At 60.5% G+C, this 15,992-nt stretch carries 12 protein-coding genes, 1 tRNA gene and 1 pseudogene; 11 read left to right on the plus strand and 3 right to left on the minus strand.

Translation table 11 applies throughout. From position 1 onward, the window contains the following. Positions 1–145 precede the first annotated feature (145 nt). The 6 genes and pseudogenes from V1290_RS14120 (at position 146) to V1290_RS14145 (ending at position 7,739) form a co-directional block, all read left to right on the plus strand. Complete coding sequence (locus tag V1290_RS14120) at positions 146–1,579, plus strand: DUF1254 domain-containing protein (protein ID WP_334364979.1); 1,434 nt, start codon at positions 146–148, stop codon at positions 1,577–1,579. 77 nt (positions 1,580–1,656) lie between these two features. Then, entirely contained in the window at positions 1,657–3,981 is a 2,325-nt protein-coding gene (locus V1290_RS14125) for a DUF3604 domain-containing protein (RefSeq protein WP_334364980.1), read from the plus strand. A gap of 260 nt (positions 3,982–4,241) precedes the next feature. After that, positions 4,242–4,943, plus strand: a complete 702-nt coding sequence (locus tag V1290_RS14130; RefSeq protein ID WP_334364981.1) for a peptidylprolyl isomerase — start codon at positions 4,242–4,244, stop codon at positions 4,941–4,943. 74 nt (positions 4,944–5,017) lie between these two features. Then, positions 5,018–5,983, plus strand: a pseudogene (locus V1290_RS14135) (HupE/UreJ family protein). A gap of 300 nt (positions 5,984–6,283) precedes the next feature. Continuing rightward, positions 6,284–7,273: a SphA family protein gene (locus tag V1290_RS14140; protein WP_334369022.1), complete on the plus strand. Its 990-nt coding sequence runs from the start codon at positions 6,284–6,286 to the stop codon at positions 7,271–7,273. A 31-nt stretch (positions 7,274–7,304) separates the two neighbouring features. Then, positions 7,305–7,739, plus strand: a complete 435-nt coding sequence (locus V1290_RS14145; RefSeq protein ID WP_334364982.1) for a DUF2721 domain-containing protein — start codon at positions 7,305–7,307, stop codon at positions 7,737–7,739. Positions 7,740–7,818: 79 nt separating this feature from the next. On the opposite strand, the gene V1290_RS14150 is transcribed toward V1290_RS14145, so the two are convergent. Next, positions 7,819–8,127 carry a hypothetical protein gene (locus V1290_RS14150; protein WP_334364983.1) on the minus strand — a complete coding sequence of 103 codons (309 nt, stop codon included), beginning with the start codon at positions 8,125–8,127 and terminating at the stop codon, positions 7,819–7,821. 181 nt (positions 8,128–8,308) lie between these two features. Continuing rightward, positions 8,309–8,842 carry a Dps family protein gene (locus V1290_RS14155; RefSeq protein WP_334364984.1) on the minus strand — a complete coding sequence of 178 codons (534 nt, stop codon included), beginning with the start codon at positions 8,840–8,842 and terminating at the stop codon, positions 8,309–8,311. A gap of 122 nt (positions 8,843–8,964) precedes the next feature. Between V1290_RS14155 and V1290_RS14160 the strand changes: the two genes are divergently transcribed. The 5 genes from V1290_RS14160 to V1290_RS14180 all read left to right on the plus strand — a co-directional run bounded on the left by V1290_RS14160 (position 8,965) and on the right by V1290_RS14180 (position 15,143). Continuing rightward, entirely contained in the window at positions 8,965–9,669 is a 705-nt protein-coding gene (locus V1290_RS14160; RefSeq protein ID WP_334369023.1) for a class I SAM-dependent methyltransferase, read from the plus strand. 81 nt (positions 9,670–9,750) lie between these two features. Further along, positions 9,751–9,826: transfer RNA gene (locus V1290_RS14165), tRNA-OTHER, on the plus strand. A gap of 252 nt (positions 9,827–10,078) precedes the next feature. Continuing rightward, positions 10,079–13,543 carry a carbamoyl-phosphate synthase large subunit gene (carB, locus tag V1290_RS14170; RefSeq protein ID WP_334364986.1) on the plus strand — a complete coding sequence of 1,155 codons (3,465 nt, stop codon included), beginning with the start codon at positions 10,079–10,081 and terminating at the stop codon, positions 13,541–13,543. Positions 13,544–13,752: 209 nt separating this feature from the next. Further along, positions 13,753–14,226: a transcription elongation factor GreA gene (greA, locus tag V1290_RS14175; protein WP_141686413.1), complete on the plus strand. Its 474-nt coding sequence runs from the start codon at positions 13,753–13,755 to the stop codon at positions 14,224–14,226. A gap of 506 nt (positions 14,227–14,732) precedes the next feature. Beyond that, the gene (locus tag V1290_RS14180; protein ID WP_334369024.1) at positions 14,733–15,143 is read left to right on the plus strand and encodes a DoxX family protein; all 411 of its coding nucleotides are present in this window, start codon (positions 14,733–14,735) and stop codon (positions 15,141–15,143) included. Between the two features lie 154 nt (positions 15,144–15,297). Here V1290_RS14180 and V1290_RS14185 read toward each other — a convergent pair whose 3' ends face one another. Continuing rightward, positions 15,298–15,777 carry an Lrp/AsnC family transcriptional regulator gene (locus V1290_RS14185; protein WP_334364988.1) on the minus strand — a complete coding sequence of 160 codons (480 nt, stop codon included), beginning with the start codon at positions 15,775–15,777 and terminating at the stop codon, positions 15,298–15,300. Between the last annotated feature and the right edge of the window lie 215 nt (positions 15,778–15,992).

The raw sequence follows: 15,992 nt of genomic DNA on the forward strand, positions 1-15,992 counted from the left end.
TGATTTAGATCAAAGAATGCCCCGTTGCCGGTTTCATTCGGCAGGAATGAAAATCGTGCCAGACCTCTGCAAGAATTGTTGAAGGCCTGGAAGACAATCCATCGATCAGCACTGCTTCCACACGCTATTGTAACGGAGACGTCCCATGAAATTCACCCGTCGCAACGTCACGATTGGCGGCATGAGCCTGCTCGCCGGGGCCTCCATGAGCACCATGAGCCGGGCCGAGCTCGGTGAACTCCTCGGTATCGGTGAGGGACTTGAGGACTTCGCGCTCGCTACCGACGCCTACATCTTCGGCTATCCGCTAGTGACGATGGAGATGACACGCAGGGTTATCACCAACGTCGCGGCACCGGCGGGAACGCGAGCGCCGATGGGTCAGATCATCAAGCTGCGTCAATATCCCAACGCGGCATTCCGTGACGTAACAGCGCCGAACGCGGACACGCTTTACACCAGTGCGTTCTTCGACGTCGGCAAGGAGCCGTGGGTACTCAGCATCCCGGACATGAAAGGTCGTTACGCACTGTTTCCGATGCTGGACGGGTGGACCACCGTGTTTCAGGTGCCGGGCAAGCGGACTACCGGCACGGGCGCGCAGACCTACGCGATCACGGGTCCCGGATGGAAAGGCACGCTGCCCTCCGGCGTGAAGGAATATGAATCGCCGACCAGCATCGTGTGGCTGCTTGGCCGTATCTATTGCACGGGTACGCCCGAAGACTACGCCGAGGTGCACAAGCTGCAGGACGAATGCAAGCTGGTGCCGTTGAGCTCCTATGGCAAACCCTACACACCGCCGCCGGGCACCGTAGATGCGTCTCAAGACATGAAGTCGGCCGTGCGCGATCAGGTCAACCGCATGGACGCGGTGGCCTATTTCACGCTGCTCTGCAAGCTCATGAAGGATAACCCGCCTGCCGCCGCGGATGCGCCGGAGCTTGGAAAGTTCGCCAGGATCGGAATCGTGCCGGGGCAGGATTTCGATCCGAGCAAGCTCAAGGCGGATTTTGTCAAGCGCATTCCGGAAATCGCCAATGACCGGATCATGCTCCAGTTCAAGATCAACAAGGACATGAAGGACGAGAACGGCTGGGGCTTCACGACCAAGACCGGAATCTACGGCACCGACTATCTGATGCGCGCGCTGATCACTGCCATTGGCCTCGGTGCCAACCGCCCGCAGGATGCCGTCTATCCGACATCGCAGAAGGATGCCGAAGGGCGGAAATACAACGGCGCCAACAAATACGTGATGCGTTTCCCGAAGGGGCAGTTACCGCCGGCAGAAGGCTTCTGGTCGCTGACGATGTACGATTCCGGCTATTTCTTCGTCAACAATCCGATCAACCGCTACTCGATCAGCGCGCGGGAGAGCCTGAAATCCAATCCCGACGGCTCCACCGAGATCTACATCCAGAAGGATTCGCCGGGTAAGGATAAGGAATCCAACTGGCTTCCGGCACCAGCGGGCGATTTCGTCCTGATGATGCGGCTGTACTGGCCGAGCGAGAAGGACCCCTCGATCATCAATGGGTCGTGGAAGATTCCGGAAGTGAAGAAAGCCGAAGCCTGAAGCTGGCCGGCATCGGGGCGCGCGAAATGCGCGCCCCCTGTCGATCTGGAATTGAGACATGTGAACAGAGGCATGACATGAAGAGTTTCAATCATAGCAGCCGGATCGCATTGTTCGCTTTTGCAGCCTGCACAGCGTTGACATCGCCGGCCTCCGCGCAAACCACCCCGGAGCGAAACGCGTATTTCGGGGAGACCCACGTCCATACGGGCTGGTCATTCGACGCCTACATCTTCGGCAACACCAAGACCGGGCCGGAGGAAGCCTACAAATATGCGACGGGACAGATCATCCAACACCCAATGGGTTATCCGATCAAGATCACGACCCCGCTGGACTGGATGGGCGTGACCGATCACTCCGAATATGTCGGGACGGTGAAGCTGGCGAATACTCCTGGCTCGGCCCTGAGCAAGCTGCCGATCGCCGAGAAGCTGAAGGTTCGCACCCCTGCCGATATTCAGAGAATATATCTTTGGCTCGGCTATACGATCGTCGACAAGAAGCCGATCAAGGAATTGATCAGCCCGGAAGTAGCCGGCAACATCTGGAAAGAGAACAATGCGATCGCCGATCGCTTCAACAAGCCCGGCAAATTTACCGCGTTCTGTTCCTACGAATGGACGTCGACGCCCGACAACCGGAACATGCACCGTAACGTGTTTTTCAAAGACTGCGCCAAGGTGCCGGAGCTGCCGTTCAGCGCCATCGACTCGTCGGCTCCGGAAGACCTGTGGGACTGGATGGACGTCCAGCGCAAGGCCGGCAGCGAACTGCTAGCGATCTCGCACAACGCCAACCTCTCCGACGGAATCATGTTCCCGACGGAGGTGGATTTCAAGGGACGGCCGATCGACAAGGCCTGGGCCGAGTCGCGCGAACGCAATGAGAAACTGTCCGAGATCAAGCAGATCAAGGGGCAGTCGGAGACGCATCCCAGCCTGTCGCCCAACGATGAGTTCGCGAATTTCGAGGTGCTGACTTATCTGCTCGGCGATCCGGCGGGACGCTTCCCGACTATCCCGGGCAGCTACATTCGCGACGCCTACAAGACCGGCATCGCGATGCAGGATTCGAAGGGTTACAACCCCTACAAATTCGGTATCGTCGGCGGCTCCGACTCGCACAATACCGGCGTCCCCTATCGCCAGGATAACTTCTATGGCGGCCACGCCCGCAACGACGGGGATGAAAAGCAGCGCATGTCGGGTCACGTGTTCGCCGGCCTCGACGTTCGTCTCGAAAATCCCGCCGGCCTCACCGGCCTGTGGGCCGAGGAGAACACGCGTGCTTCGCTGTTCAATGCCATGCAGCGCAAGGAAACCTTTGCCACCAGCGGACCGCGTATCCAGCTACGCTTCTTTGGTGGATGGGATTACAGCCAGGACGCAAAGGACGTAAAGAACAGGGAAATCTGGAACATCGTTCCGGATTGGCTGAAGGACCGGCTGTGGGTCCGTACCGCCTATGCGCAAGGCGTGCCGATGGGCGGCGACCTGCCGTCGAAGCCGACCGACAAACAGGCACCGTCCTTTGCGGTCTGGGCGGTGAAGGACCCGACATCGGGCAATCTTGACCGCATTCAAATCGTCAAGGGATGGACCAAGGACGGCCAATCTTTCGAAAAGGTCTTTGATGTGGTGTGGGCAGGCAAACGCACGCCCGATCCGGTCACCGGCAAAGTCCCGCCGATCGGCAGTACCGTCAACATTCAGGAAGCGACCTACAAGAACACGATCGGCGCGGTCGAACTCAAGGGCGTATGGAGTGATCCGGAATTCGACCCCGGTCTCAACGCGTTCTATTACGCCCGAGCACTTGAAATCCCGACGCCGCGGTGGACCACGATTCAGGCCAAGAACCTCGGGATCAGACCTCCAGACATCGTGGCGGCCACGGTACAGGAGCGCGCGTGGGCTTCGCCGATCTGGTACACGCCAACCGAGCAGGCGCGCTTGGCCGCGAAACCGGGCACGACCATCGCGAGCCTTCAACAGCAGTCTGGTACGACCACGCTGAATGATGACCAACTCAAGGATCTGATCGTCGGCAAGTCGACATGGATTCGCAACAATGCGACCGGGAGCGTCTTCCAGGTCATCTGGAGTTCGGCCGGCCGGCGCCTGATCACCAATGTTGACGGAACGCTGCCGCAGCCGGGGCAAGTCGGCGACGTGCTGCATAGCGGTGAACTTGGCTCGCCATCGTCCTATTCAATCAAGGACGGCAAAATCGTCACCGCGTTCGGAAACCTGCCTTACGAGGTCACCGTCTATAAGGTGGGCGACAAATACTTCGGCGCGCGCAGCAATGAATACGGCTATGCCAATTATGAGATCGTTCCGACACCGGTAAATCTGGAGAATCTCAGTCTGGGTCAGGCTGAGCGTTCTCCGTTCTAATGGTACAGGTTGTCAGCAAGGGCCTGTGAGTGTTGCCAAATCGTCCAACGGATGGGGATGCTGCGTCCGGTAAGAATCCGGACGCAGCCGCGGCGGATCAGCCATCGCTGTTGCGACGATGGTCGCGTGAACCGCTGGTTCATTTTCTTCTGATCGGCCTGGCACTGTTTGTTGGCTACAGCGTCTTGCATCCCAAATCAGAAGCCACATCCGAATCCAACCGGATCGTTCTAACGCAAGACGATTTCATTCAGATGAGTGTGGCCTGGCTGGCGCAGGGCCGGCCTCCGCCAACTCCGGCGCAGATGCAAAACCTAATTGAACTCAAAGTTCGCGAGGAGGTGCTGTTTCGGGAAGCAATGGCGCTCGGGTTGGACAAGGACGACACGATCGTGAAGCGGCGCCTGGCGCAGAAAATGGAATTTCTGGCCGAGGGCGCTGCAATCGATAACGACCCTTCGACCGATACGCTCAGGGCCTGGTTCAAGGACAATCAGCAGCGATTTGCCCTGTTGCCACGCGTCTCGTTCCGTCATCTTTATTTTTCTTCCGATCGACACGGTGAACGTGCTCAGGAAGCCGCCGCGAAAGCCCTGGAGCAAATCTCGGGGAAGTCGGGCGATTCGAAGGATGCTGCGACGCTTGGTGATCCCTTCATGTACCAGGATTACTACGGCGATCGGTCATTCGACGATATGGCCAAGCTATTCGGGCTGAATTTTGCCCGAGCGCTCGCGAACATCAAGCCTGGCTCGTGGCAAGGACCGGTGGAATCCGGGTACGGCTGGCACCTGATTTTTGCCGACTCTTCCGCGCCGAGCAGGGTGCCCGCCTTCGAGGAAATCGAGTCGGACATCAAGGCAGGTTGGATCGCCGACCAGCGCGCTCAGGCGAAAGCAAAGGCCTACGAGACGATGCGGGCACGCTACGAGGTCGTGCTGCCCGAGAAGCCGCCAAACTAGACCACAACGGTTGCCCGATCCTGCGGAGAAAGTTCTTGAACTTGCGATCGGCATCTCTCGGCATTTTTTTCGCGATGCTCGCACTTCTGAGCAGCGCGTCCGCGCACGAATCTCGTCCAGCATACATGGAAGTGACCGAGATTGCGCCGCACCGCTATCAGATTGTCTGGCGCACGCCGCTGTTATCAGGCATGCGGCTTCCCGTAGCGCTCCGATTCCCGGAAAAAACCCGCAACGTCACCGAGCCGACGCTTCGCGAACTCCAGGATTCGCTGATCGAGCGCAGGCTGATCGAACTCGACAACGGGCTGACCGGCGCCCGCATCGAAATCGTCGGCCTGCAGGCGACCATCACGGATGCGCTGGTGCGCGTGCAGTTGCTCGACGGCACCTACTCCACGACCCTGGTGCGCCCGTCCAAACCGTGGATCGAGATCGCAACCTCGCGCAGTTCGCTTGAGGTCGCCACCACCTATCTGATGCACGGTGTGGAGCACATCCTGTTGGGCTACGACCATTTGCTGTTCGTACTGGCCCTGATCCTGATCGTGCGTCGCGGCCGGGTGCTTCTGATCACGGTCACTGCCTTTACTGTTGCACATTCGATCACTCTGAGCCTTGCCACATTGGGGGTTGTGCACATACCCGGTCCGCCGGTCGAAGCAACGATTGCGTTGAGTATTCTCCTTCTTGCCTGCGAGATCATTCGATCCGACCGGGGACAAGCCAGCCTGACCGCGCAATAGCCCTGGCTGGTCGCGTTCTCGTTTGGCCTGCTGCATGGATTTGGCTTCGCCGGCGCGCTGACTGAAATCGGCCTGCCCCAGGGAGATATTCCGCTTGCGCTGCTTGCGTTCAATGTCGGCGTGGAGGCCGGACAACTGGTCTTCATCGCAGCCGTCCTGGGCGCCCTGGCATGCGCCAAATGGATCAGATTACCGGCTTTCCTCGAACGTCATGCGAGGCCGGTGACGACCTATGCGATCGGGATCATGGCCGCATACTGGTTTATTGCGCGATTAGCTGGATTCGCCGCCTGAGCGGGCGAGCGATCACATACCGGACCTCGGACGTGGGTTCGTCCGCGAAACCCCCGTTGAGGTGCATAGCAGGCGATTGCCTCGTGACCTCAACGCAACAGTCGCGATGGATTTTCGATGTAGACCGTTTCGCAGAGCGATACCTTACGACGGGACATTCAATCTATGCCAATCTAGGGTTGATCACTGTGATCTCGAGCCATTAGGGGCAAACAGATGGCGCACAACATTCCTCAACGAGATTCAGGCCGTCGGCACATTTGGCGCGGCATCGGCGTGGTTCTGCTGATATTCGGCGCCATGCCGGAAGCCGCCTACGCCGACGAGAGCGGAATTTCCTACTGGCTTCCCGGACGCTTCTCGAGCTTTGCTGCGACACCGGCGGTGCCGGGCTGGTCCATGGCCGCGGTGTATTATCACACCTCGGTCGAAGCATCGGGCGCCGTCGCCGCGGCACGGCAGATTCAGATCGGCAGATTTCCGGCAACGGTGAACGTCGATTTCAATGCCAGCCTGAACGCACAAGGCGATCTTATTCTGCTCAATCCCACCTACACTTTCGCCACACCTGTGCTGGGCGGCCAACTGGCCATCGGCGTCACCGGCATATTCGGCCGGGCAAGCACCGGCATTGACGGAACGCTCACCGCGGCAGTCGGACCGATCGTGACGACCCGCACGGGAAGCATCTCGGATTCACTCACTTCCGTCGGCGACCTGTATCCGCAGGCCACGCTGAAGTGGAATGCCGGCGTGCACAACTTCATGACCTATCTGACCGGAGACATTCCGGTGGGCGCCTACAACCCAGCGCGCCTCTCTAACCTCGGCATCGGTCACGCCGCGATCGACGCTGGCGGCGGCTACACCTACTTCAATCAGGCCGCCGGGCACGAATTCTCCGCCGTCGCGGGTTTCACCTACAACTTCAAGAATCCCGACACGCAATACCAGAACGGGATCGACTTCCATGTCGATTGGGGAATCTCGCAGTTCCTCTCCAAGCAGTTCTTCGTTGGTTTCGTCGGCTACGGATACCAGCAGATCACTGACGACTTCGGCCAGCATCCGCAGCTCGGCGGTTTCCGGTCCCGCGTCTTCGGCATCGGCCCGCAGTTCGGATATCTGTTTCCCGTCGGCGACATGCAGGGATATCTGAATCTAAAAGGCTATGGCGAATTCGCCGCCGAGAACCGGCCGGCGGGATGGAATATCTGGCTGACATTCGCGATCTCGCCAATGGCTCCGACCAGCACCGTGACGCCAACGCGCCGGGTGGTAACGAAGTAAGGCATCAATCGCGCGCAGAAAGCGGCAACCGATGCTACCCGATACGCCGACCGTCAGTCAGCTATCCCATGTCATTTCGCAGGCGGCGGCGCCTGCGTTTCTTCTCGGCGCTTTGGCAGCTTTCATAGCCGTCCTGATTTCCCGCCTGAACAGAGTGATCGATCGAACGATTGTCCTCAACGGCATCTCCGAGGATGACACCGTCAGATGTCGGCTCAAGGCTGATCTTCCACGTTTGATGCGACGTGCGGTCATGCTGAATCGGGCAATCTTCTGGGCGGTGATCGGAAGTATTTCGGCAACGCTCGTTGTCATCGTCGCGTTCGCAAGTGCGTTCCTCCAGATTCAGCATGAGCGCGGGGTGGCCATCCTGTTCATGGTGGCCCTCGGTGCCTTCACGGTATCGCTTGTCGATTTTGCCCGGGAGGTGCGCATTGCGTTGAGCGAGTTCGATCATCACGCCTGACGCAGTGACGCTCTCGCCTCGCCATCACCCCATTAGCCGGCGGCAGCCAGCGCCAAGCGCGCTCGTGAAACCAGCGCAGCTAACGCGCCCACTGCCCCATCTGCAGGCACGTCTGCAAACTGACGTAACTTGGCGTACCGCCGATGCCCTCTTGCGAGATGCAGCTTGCCCGGCTTGGCGCGGGGAATTTCGACCATTGGCTTGCGAGCTGCCGCTTCGCCTTCTGTTCATCGTTCACGCAGCTCTTTATCGACTGATCAACGGTGAGGCCGGCAGTCGCGGCGACGTCGAGCTTGCAACTCCGGGCAATGTCGAATTTCGGCACGCCGTCTGCGACCGCAACAACCATCTGCGAGCTCAAAACGATCATCGAGAAAGAAATAGGCATGTCCAGCCCCCTTCCGATCGCAACCAAAGCTTCCGGGCGCAGCCGCTTCTATTTAGAGCTGCAGCGCCAGTCTATGCCAAAATCGGCCGGAACGCGACGGGAATGTCAAATTGGAAGGCAATCGCCGCAGAACGCAGGGACGGCAAAGCCCGCCCTGCGGATCTGCGAATCGCATCCGTGGTTAGGCCACGTTGGCGCCTTCCTGGCGGCTGGCCTCGAACAGGAACCAGGTGCGGCGCTCGGTCTCGTCGATGAAGGTTTCGAGCAGGCCCGCCGTGCCGGAATCCTCGTGCTCGTCGGCGAGCTTGTGCGCCTTGCGCATCGCCGCCGCCACATGCTTGTTGTCTTCCATCAGCTCGCGCAGCATTTCGCGCGGCGGCACGTAGTCCTCGTTATTGTCCTTGATGGTCTGCAGCTTGGCGACCTGCCCGATCGAGCGCAGCGTGGTGCCGCCAAGTTTGCGGACCCGTTCGGCGAGTTGGTCGGTGGTGGCGAAGATCGCTTCCGACTGCTCGTCCAGCATAAGGTGATAGTCGCGGAAATGACGACCGCTGACGTGCCAGTGGAAATTCTTGGTCTTCAGATAGAGCGCAAATGCGTCCGCCAGCAGCGTATTGAGCGAGGCCGATATCTTGTCCACGGCGGCCGGCGGCAGGTCGGTCGGCGTATCGAGGTCGGCGGATACCTTGTCGGATTTATTGCTGGTTTTGCTCACGTTGAACCTTCCTGTTAGGAAATGGGCACGACGGCATTGGCAGGGAGCGCCGGACCGTCTAACGCCCCACCTAGGTACCGGTTCCGTTACCGGAACCCCCAGTTTTGCCGGACCCGACTGCGATGGACGAATGGATCGACTACTACGACTCCACGCATACGATTTATGTGAGCAGGCTGCATCGCGACCTGCATTTCCAGGTCATCGCGCGCGATATCATCGGCTATATCGCTTCGCCCGACGCGGTCGTGCTGGACTATGCCTGCGGCGAAGCGCTGTCGGCTGCCAAGGTGGCGGACGCCTGCGCAAAACTCTATCTGGCCGAACCGGCGCCCGGCGTCCGCGGCCGGCTGATCGCGCGTTTTGCGCCGAACACCAAGATCCGCGTCCGCTCGCTCGAGGATCTCACGCGAATGGCGGAAAGCTCGGTCGACCTCGTCGTCATGAATTCGGTCGCGCAATACATGACGCCAGGGGAGTTGGATTCGGCGCTTGCCGTCATTCGCCGGTTGTTGAAGCCCAACGGTCGCTTGGTGCTCGGCGATATCCTGCGGCCAGAAGTCGGCATGGCCAAAGACGTGCTGGCGCTCTTGAAATTCGCCGCCGCGCACGGCTTCCTGAAAGACGCGCTTTATGGCCTTGCGAGTACGGCGCTGTCGGACTACCGCCAACTGCGCACGCGCGTCGGGCTGCAACGCTACCGTGAAGACGAGATGATCGAGAAGCTCGCCGCCTCAGGCTTCACCGCCTCCCGCGCGCATCAGAACATCGGCCACAACCCGTGGCGGATGACATTCGTCGCGCGGCACGCATTCCAGCGCCATTGAGCGCGACGCGCGTTGAGGTTGTTTTAACCCTAAAGCACGGTAAGGATGGTTCACCGCGCCGTGATGGGCAATGATTGCTACGGCCCGGTGGCGGAAGCGTCGACGCGGGAGCAGTGCAATGCTCTTTATCCTGGTTCAAATCCAGGCCGGGCCTCCAGCCTTCGCTGGCTTCGCCAGCTACGGCTCGGCAAGCCCGCCCAATACCCCTCCCCCTCCGAGGCACCCCTGCCGCTCCGCAGCTCGAAGAGCGAAGGCGGGAAAATCGCGGTTGATGAGGGGGTTTGGGGGTTTCGCGGGTGCGGAATCTGGTCTAAAGACCACCCGCGCGCGAGGGTGACCCGCGCTCTTGGCTTAGGGGACGCGCGGCTGCGCGCCCTTTTTTTGTGCCCAAAATCCAGTCTGAGAGCTGATGCCCAAAAGAACAGATATCTCCACCATCCTGATCATCGGCGCCGGTCCCATCGTGATCGGCCAGGCCTGCGAGTTCGATTATTCCGGCACCCAGGCGGTGAAGACGCTGAAGGAAGAGGGCTACCGCATCGTCCTCGTCAATTCCAATCCGGCCACCATCATGACCGATCCGGAATTGGCGGATGCGACCTATATCGAGCCGATCACGCCCGAAATCGTCGCCAAGATCATCGAGAAGGAGCGCTACGTCATCCCCGGCGGCTTTGCGCTGTTGCCGACCATGGGCGGGCAGACCGCGCTGAACTGTGCGCTGTCGCTGCGCCGTCAGGGCACGCTCGACAAATTCGACGTCGAGATGATCGGCGCCACCGCTGACGCGATCGACAAGGCCGAAGACCGCCAGCTCTTCCGCAACGCGATGGAGAAGATCGGTCTTCAGACGCCGAAATCGCGGCTCGCCAATGCCTCAGCGCTGAAAAAGTCCTATCGCGACAAATACCTCGCCGAACGCGAGAAGCTAACGGGCGACGCGCTGGATGAGCTCGAACGGCAATGGACGATCGGCGAAAACGAGCGCCGCAAGCGCTACCAGGAGCACGCGCTCGGCGAGGCGCTGATGGCGCTGTCCGAGATCGGGCTGCCGGCGATCATCCGCCCCTCCTTTACCATGGGCGGCACCGGCGGCGGCATCGCCTACAACAAGGAGGAATTCCTCGACATCATCGAACGCGGCCTCGACGCCTCCCCGACAAACGAAGTGTTGATCGAGGAATCCGTGCTCGGCTGGAAAGAGTTCGAGATGGAGGTGGTGCGCGACAAGAAGGACAATTGCATCATCATCTGCTCGATCGAGAACCTCGATCCGATGGGCGTGCACACCGGCGATTCCATCACCGTGGCGCCGGCGCTGACGCTGACCGACAAAGAATACCAGATCATGCGCGATGCCTCGATCGCGGTGCTGCGCGAAATCGGCGTGGAGACCGGCGGATCCAACGTGCAGTTCGGCGTCAACCCCGACGACGGCCGCATGGTGGTGATCGAGATGAACCCGCGCGTGTCGCGCTCCTCGGCGCTCGCATCAAAAGCCACCGGCTTTCCGATCGCAAAAGTCGCCGCCAAGCTCGCGGTCGGCTACACGCTCGATGAAATCGCCAACGACATCACCGGCGGCGCCACGCCCGCCTCGTTCGAGCCGACCATCGACTATGTCGTGACCAAGGTCCCCCGCTTTGCGTTCGAAAAGTTTCCCGGCGCCTCCACCACGCTGACGACCTCGATGAAGTCGGTCGGCGAAGTCATGGCGATCGGCCGCACGTTCCAGGAGAGCCTGCAGAAGGCGTTGCGCGGGCTCGAGACCGGACTGACCGGGCTCGACGAGATCGAGATCGAGGGGCTCGGCCGCGGCGACGACAAGAACGCGATCCGCGCCGCGTTGGGCACGCCGACGCCGAACCGCATCCTGCAGGTGGCGCAGGCGATGCGGCTCGGCTGGTCGAACGAAGACATCTTCAATTCCTGCAAGATCGATCCGTGGTTCCTCGCCGAGATGCGCGGCATCATCGACATGGAAACGAAGATCAGGACGCACGGCCTGCCGCCGAACGGCTATGGCATGCGCATGCTGAAGGCGATGGGCTTTTCCGACGCACGGCTTGCCGTGCTGTCCGAGTCCACCGAAGCCGAGATCACCGCGAAGCGTCACGCGCTCGGCGTACGCCCCGCTTTCAAGCGCATCGACACCTGCGCCGCCGAGTTCGCCTCCCCCACCGCCTACATGTATTCGAGCTATGAAGCGCCGTTTGCGGGCGCGCTGGCCGACGAGAGCGCGCCCTCCGACCGCAAGAAGGTCATCATTCTCGGCGGCGGCCCGAACCGGATCGGCCAGGGCATCGAATTCGACTATTGCTGCTGCCACGCCTGCTTCGCGCTCGACGATGCCGGGTATGAAACCATCATGATCAACTGCAATCCGGAGACGGTGTCGACCGACTACGACACCGCCGACCGGCTGTATTTCGAGCCGCTCACTGCCGAGGACGTGCTGGAAATCGTCGCCACCGAGCGGCAGAACGGCACGCTGCACGGCGTGATCGTGCAGTTCGGCGGCCAGACCCCACTGAAGTTGGCGCGCGCGCTGGAAGCCGCCGACGTGCCGATCCTCGGCACCTCGCCCGACGCCATCGACCTCGCCGAGGACCGCGACCGTTTCAAGCGCGTTCTCGACAAACTGAAGCTAAAGCAGCCGAAGAACGGCATCGCCTATTCAGTCGAGCAGGCGCGGCTGGTGTCGGCCGATCTCGGCCTGCCGCTGGTGGTGCGTCCGTCCTACGTGCTGGGCGGCCGCGCGATGCAGATCATCCGCGAGGAAACCCAGCTCGACGATTACCTGCTCGGGACGCTACCCGAGCTGGTACCGGCCGACGTCAAGGCGCGCTACCCCAACGACAAGACCGGGCAGATCAATACCGTGCTCGGCAAGAACCCGCTGCTGTTCGACCGCTATTTGTCTGATGCCACCGAGATCGACGTCGATTGCCTCTGCGACGGCAACGACACCTTCATCGTCGGCATCATGGAACATATCGAGGAAGCCGGCATTCACTCCGGCGATTCCGCCTGCTCGCTGCCGCCGCATTCGCTGGACGGAAAGATGATCGAGGAGCTCGAGCGGCAAACCCGCGAGCTCGCACTCGGCCTCGACGTGGTCGGCCTGATGAACGTGCAGTATGCGATCAAGGACGACGAGATCTACGTGCTCGAGGTCAATCCGCGGGCGTCGCGCACCGTTCCGTTCGTCGCCAAGGTCGTCGGCACGCCGGTGGCGAAGATCGCTGCACGGATCATGGCCGGCGAGAAGCTCGCCGATTTCAAGCTGAAGAAGAAGCAGCTCGGCCATGTCGGCGTCAAAGAGTCGGTCTTCCCCTTCGCGCGCTTCCCCGGCGTCGATACCGTGCTCGGTCCGGAGATGCGCTCGACCGGCGAGGTGATGGGCATCGACCGCTCGTTCGAGGTGGCGTTCGCAAAAAGCCAACTCGGCGGCGGCACCCGCGTGCCGCGCAAGGGCACCGTCTTCGTCTCGGTGCGCGAGATCGACAAGACCCGTATCGCCGAGGCGGTCCGGCTCTTGCACTCGCTCGGCTTCAAGGTGATGGGCACCTCGGGCACCCAGCGCTTCCTCGCCGACAAGGGCATTCCGACCGAGAAGGTTAACAAGGTGCTGGAAGGGCGGCCGCACATCGTCGATGCCATCACCAATGGCGACATTCAGCTCGTTTTCAACACCACCGAAGGGCCGCAGGCACTGGCCGACAGCCGTTCGCTGCGGCGGGCTGCCCTCTTGCATAAAGTGCCGTATTACACCACTCTTTCGGGTGCTGTTGCGGCCGCCCAGGGCATCCGCGCCTATCTGGGCGGGGACCTTGAGGTCCGCACGCTACAGAGTTATTTTTCCGAAAACTGATCGTTTGCCGGGCGAAAATGCCCGCGAAACGATTGGCAATAAGCCGGCATGGCTGGAACCCACCGCCCTTTGGATGTTGTAAGGCCCCTGACGGGGCCTAAAATCAACGGGCTGGCGGGTTCGTGTGTCGAGTTCCTGATCGAAATCGAAAGCGTGGCTCGTGCGCGCAACTTCTGGCGGCTCGCACGAGGGAAGGACGGAAAGAGATGATGGACAAGGTTCCGATGACTGCTAGCGGGTATGCCGCCCTGGAGGTCGAATTGAAGCAGCGCCAGTCGGTGGAGCGTCCGCGCATCATCGAGCATATCGCCGAGGCGCGCTCGCATGGCGATCTCTCCGAGAACGCGGAATATCACGCGGCCAAGGAAGAGCAGTCGCACAACGAAGGCCGCATCGCCGAGCTCGAGGACAAGCTCGCGCGCGCCGACATCATCGACATCTCGAAGCTGTCCGGCGACACCGTCAAGTTCGGCGCGACCGTCACGCTGGTCGACGAGGACACCGAAAAGAAAGCGGTGTGGCAGATCGTCGGCGAACCGGAAGCCGACGCCAAGAAGGGCCGCATCTCGATCACCTCGCCGCTGGCGCGCGCCCTGATCGGCAAGAAGAAGGGCTCGACCGTGGAGGTCGTGGCTCCCGGCGGCGCCAAGGCCTACGAGATCACCAAGGTTGAGTGGCGCTAGAGCGCTATGACGTTCTTCGAATCGTCATCACGCTCTATCTCGTTTATTTGAGCATGATCTGTTCGGAAAACCGGTATCCACTTTGCGCTGACGCGGCCCTCCGGGTCCGGATCATGCTGTAGTCACCTGCAAGTTACTGTTGCGACAAAGCCGCGTTTTTCACGCGGCTTTTTTGTTGCCGCGGTGGTGACAGGAATGTGAGTAGTGGTGCGGCGGATTTCAGAATATCCGAATCCCGGACGATGTTTATAGACTATAACTAACTGGAGCGGGGCGTGCCGGCGTTGCGAAACATCGGCATTTTGCGGCGATGAGCTGCAGGCTGCTGCCGAGGCGGCATCGTGCTGCGCTGCAATCGCAACAATGTCGCGAAGCTGTGCGGTGAAGGGGAATGATTCAATCTCAGGGGTGTTGTGTCGGCATCACACGCGATCCGACAAGACCGTGTAATCTCGTGGCGCTAAGTTTTAGCGCGTCAAACAAAGGGGGACTAGGACATGGAACAAATCGACAAGATGCTCGCGAAATGGCAACCGCCGGCGCTGAGCCTGTTTCGCTTCATCACCGGGCTGTTGCTGTTTCAGTACGGTGTCGCGAAGATTCTGAAGTTTCCGACTATTCCGGAGGGTAACGCTGCCGCGTTCCTCAACAAGGTGCAGTTGATGTCGCTACCGGGAGCCGCCGGTATGATCGAGTTGATTCTAGGCGGGCTTTTGCTGCTCGGACTGTTCACGCAGCCCGTGGCTTTCATTCTCGCCGGCGAGATGGCCTTTGCCTATTTCATCGGTCATGCGCCGAGGGGCTTCTTTCCGCTCATCAACGGCGGCACGCTCGCGATCCTGTTCTGCTTCGCCTGCCTTTATCTTTCGACTGCAGGCGGCGGTCCATACAGCATCGACGCGATGCGGAAGAAGTAAAGCTGAGGTCTCACCTCGTCATTGCGAGCCACCCGGTCGGCGCGAAGCGCCGCCGGATGACAGGCTCCGCGAAGCAATCCATCTCTCCGCGTGGGAAGAATGGATTGCTTCGTCGCTTTCGCTCCTCGCAATGACGGGGATAGGCTGGAGCACCTCACCCCGCCACCTTCATATCGAGCGGCACCGCCGCTTCATATTTCGAATTGTGCAGCACCAGCGACGTCCTGACGTTGCGCACATGCGGCGCGGCCGTCAGGTGCGTGACGAAATCCTGAAACGTCGCCATGTCGGGCGCGACGCATTTGAGGATGAAGTCGATCTCGCCCGACAGCATCCAGCATTCCCGCACCAGGGGCTCGGCGCGGACGAAATCCTCGAACGCACGCAAATCCGCATCCGCTTGGCTGGACAAATGGACCGAAGCAAACACGGTGACGTCGAAGCCTAGCCGACGCGGATCCAACAGGCCCCGATAGCCCTGGATGTAGCCTTCTTCCTCCAACGTGCGGACCCGGCGCAGGCAGGGCGGCGGCGAGATACCGACGCGCTTGGCCAGTTCCACGTTGGTGATTCGGCCGTCGGCCTGGATTTCGGCAAGAATTCGAAGGTCGATTTCGTCAAGATTCTTCGACACGCGCGTCGGGTTCCCTAATTCTGGCCGCGTGGGCTGGCCTTACTGGCAACTCTCTTAGCGCACGCCGTGCAGCTTGCGCAATTTTATTGCGCGCATGACGCCATATTTCGCGATTGTTACTTCAGTTCCGGGGAAAATTCGCTGGGATGAATTGCAATTCTTGCATAGCTACCCAGATATCTTAGACTTGGATTTGACACTTTCAGCGCCGTCGA

The organism is Bradyrhizobium sp. AZCC 1578, assembly GCF_036924675.1.
GTDB lineage: Bacteria > Pseudomonadota > Alphaproteobacteria > Rhizobiales > Xanthobacteraceae > Bradyrhizobium.

Excerpts from the sequence above, each read along its gene's own strand:
- carB (WP_334364986.1), top strand. The coding sequence starts at position 10,079 with ATGCCCAAAAGAACAGATATCTCCACCATCCTGATCATCGGCGCCGGT.
- V1290_RS14120 (WP_334364979.1), top strand. The coding sequence starts at position 146 with ATGAAATTCACCCGTCGCAACGTCACGATTGGCGGCATGAGCCTGCTC.
- V1290_RS14140 (WP_334369022.1), top strand. The coding sequence starts at position 6,284 with ATGCCGGAAGCCGCCTACGCCGACGAGAGCGGAATTTCCTACTGGCTT.
- V1290_RS14125 (WP_334364980.1), top strand. The coding sequence starts at position 1,657 with ATGAAGAGTTTCAATCATAGCAGCCGGATCGCATTGTTCGCTTTTGCA.
- V1290_RS14145 (WP_334364982.1), top strand. The coding sequence starts at position 7,305 with ATGCTACCCGATACGCCGACCGTCAGTCAGCTATCCCATGTCATTTCG.
- V1290_RS14160 (WP_334369023.1), top strand. The coding sequence starts at position 8,965 with ATGGACGAATGGATCGACTACTACGACTCCACGCATACGATTTATGTG.
- greA (WP_141686413.1), top strand. The coding sequence starts at position 13,753 with ATGGACAAGGTTCCGATGACTGCTAGCGGGTATGCCGCCCTGGAGGTC.
- V1290_RS14150 (WP_334364983.1), bottom strand. The coding sequence starts at position 8,127 with ATGCCTATTTCTTTCTCGATGATCGTTTTGAGCTCGCAGATGGTTGTT.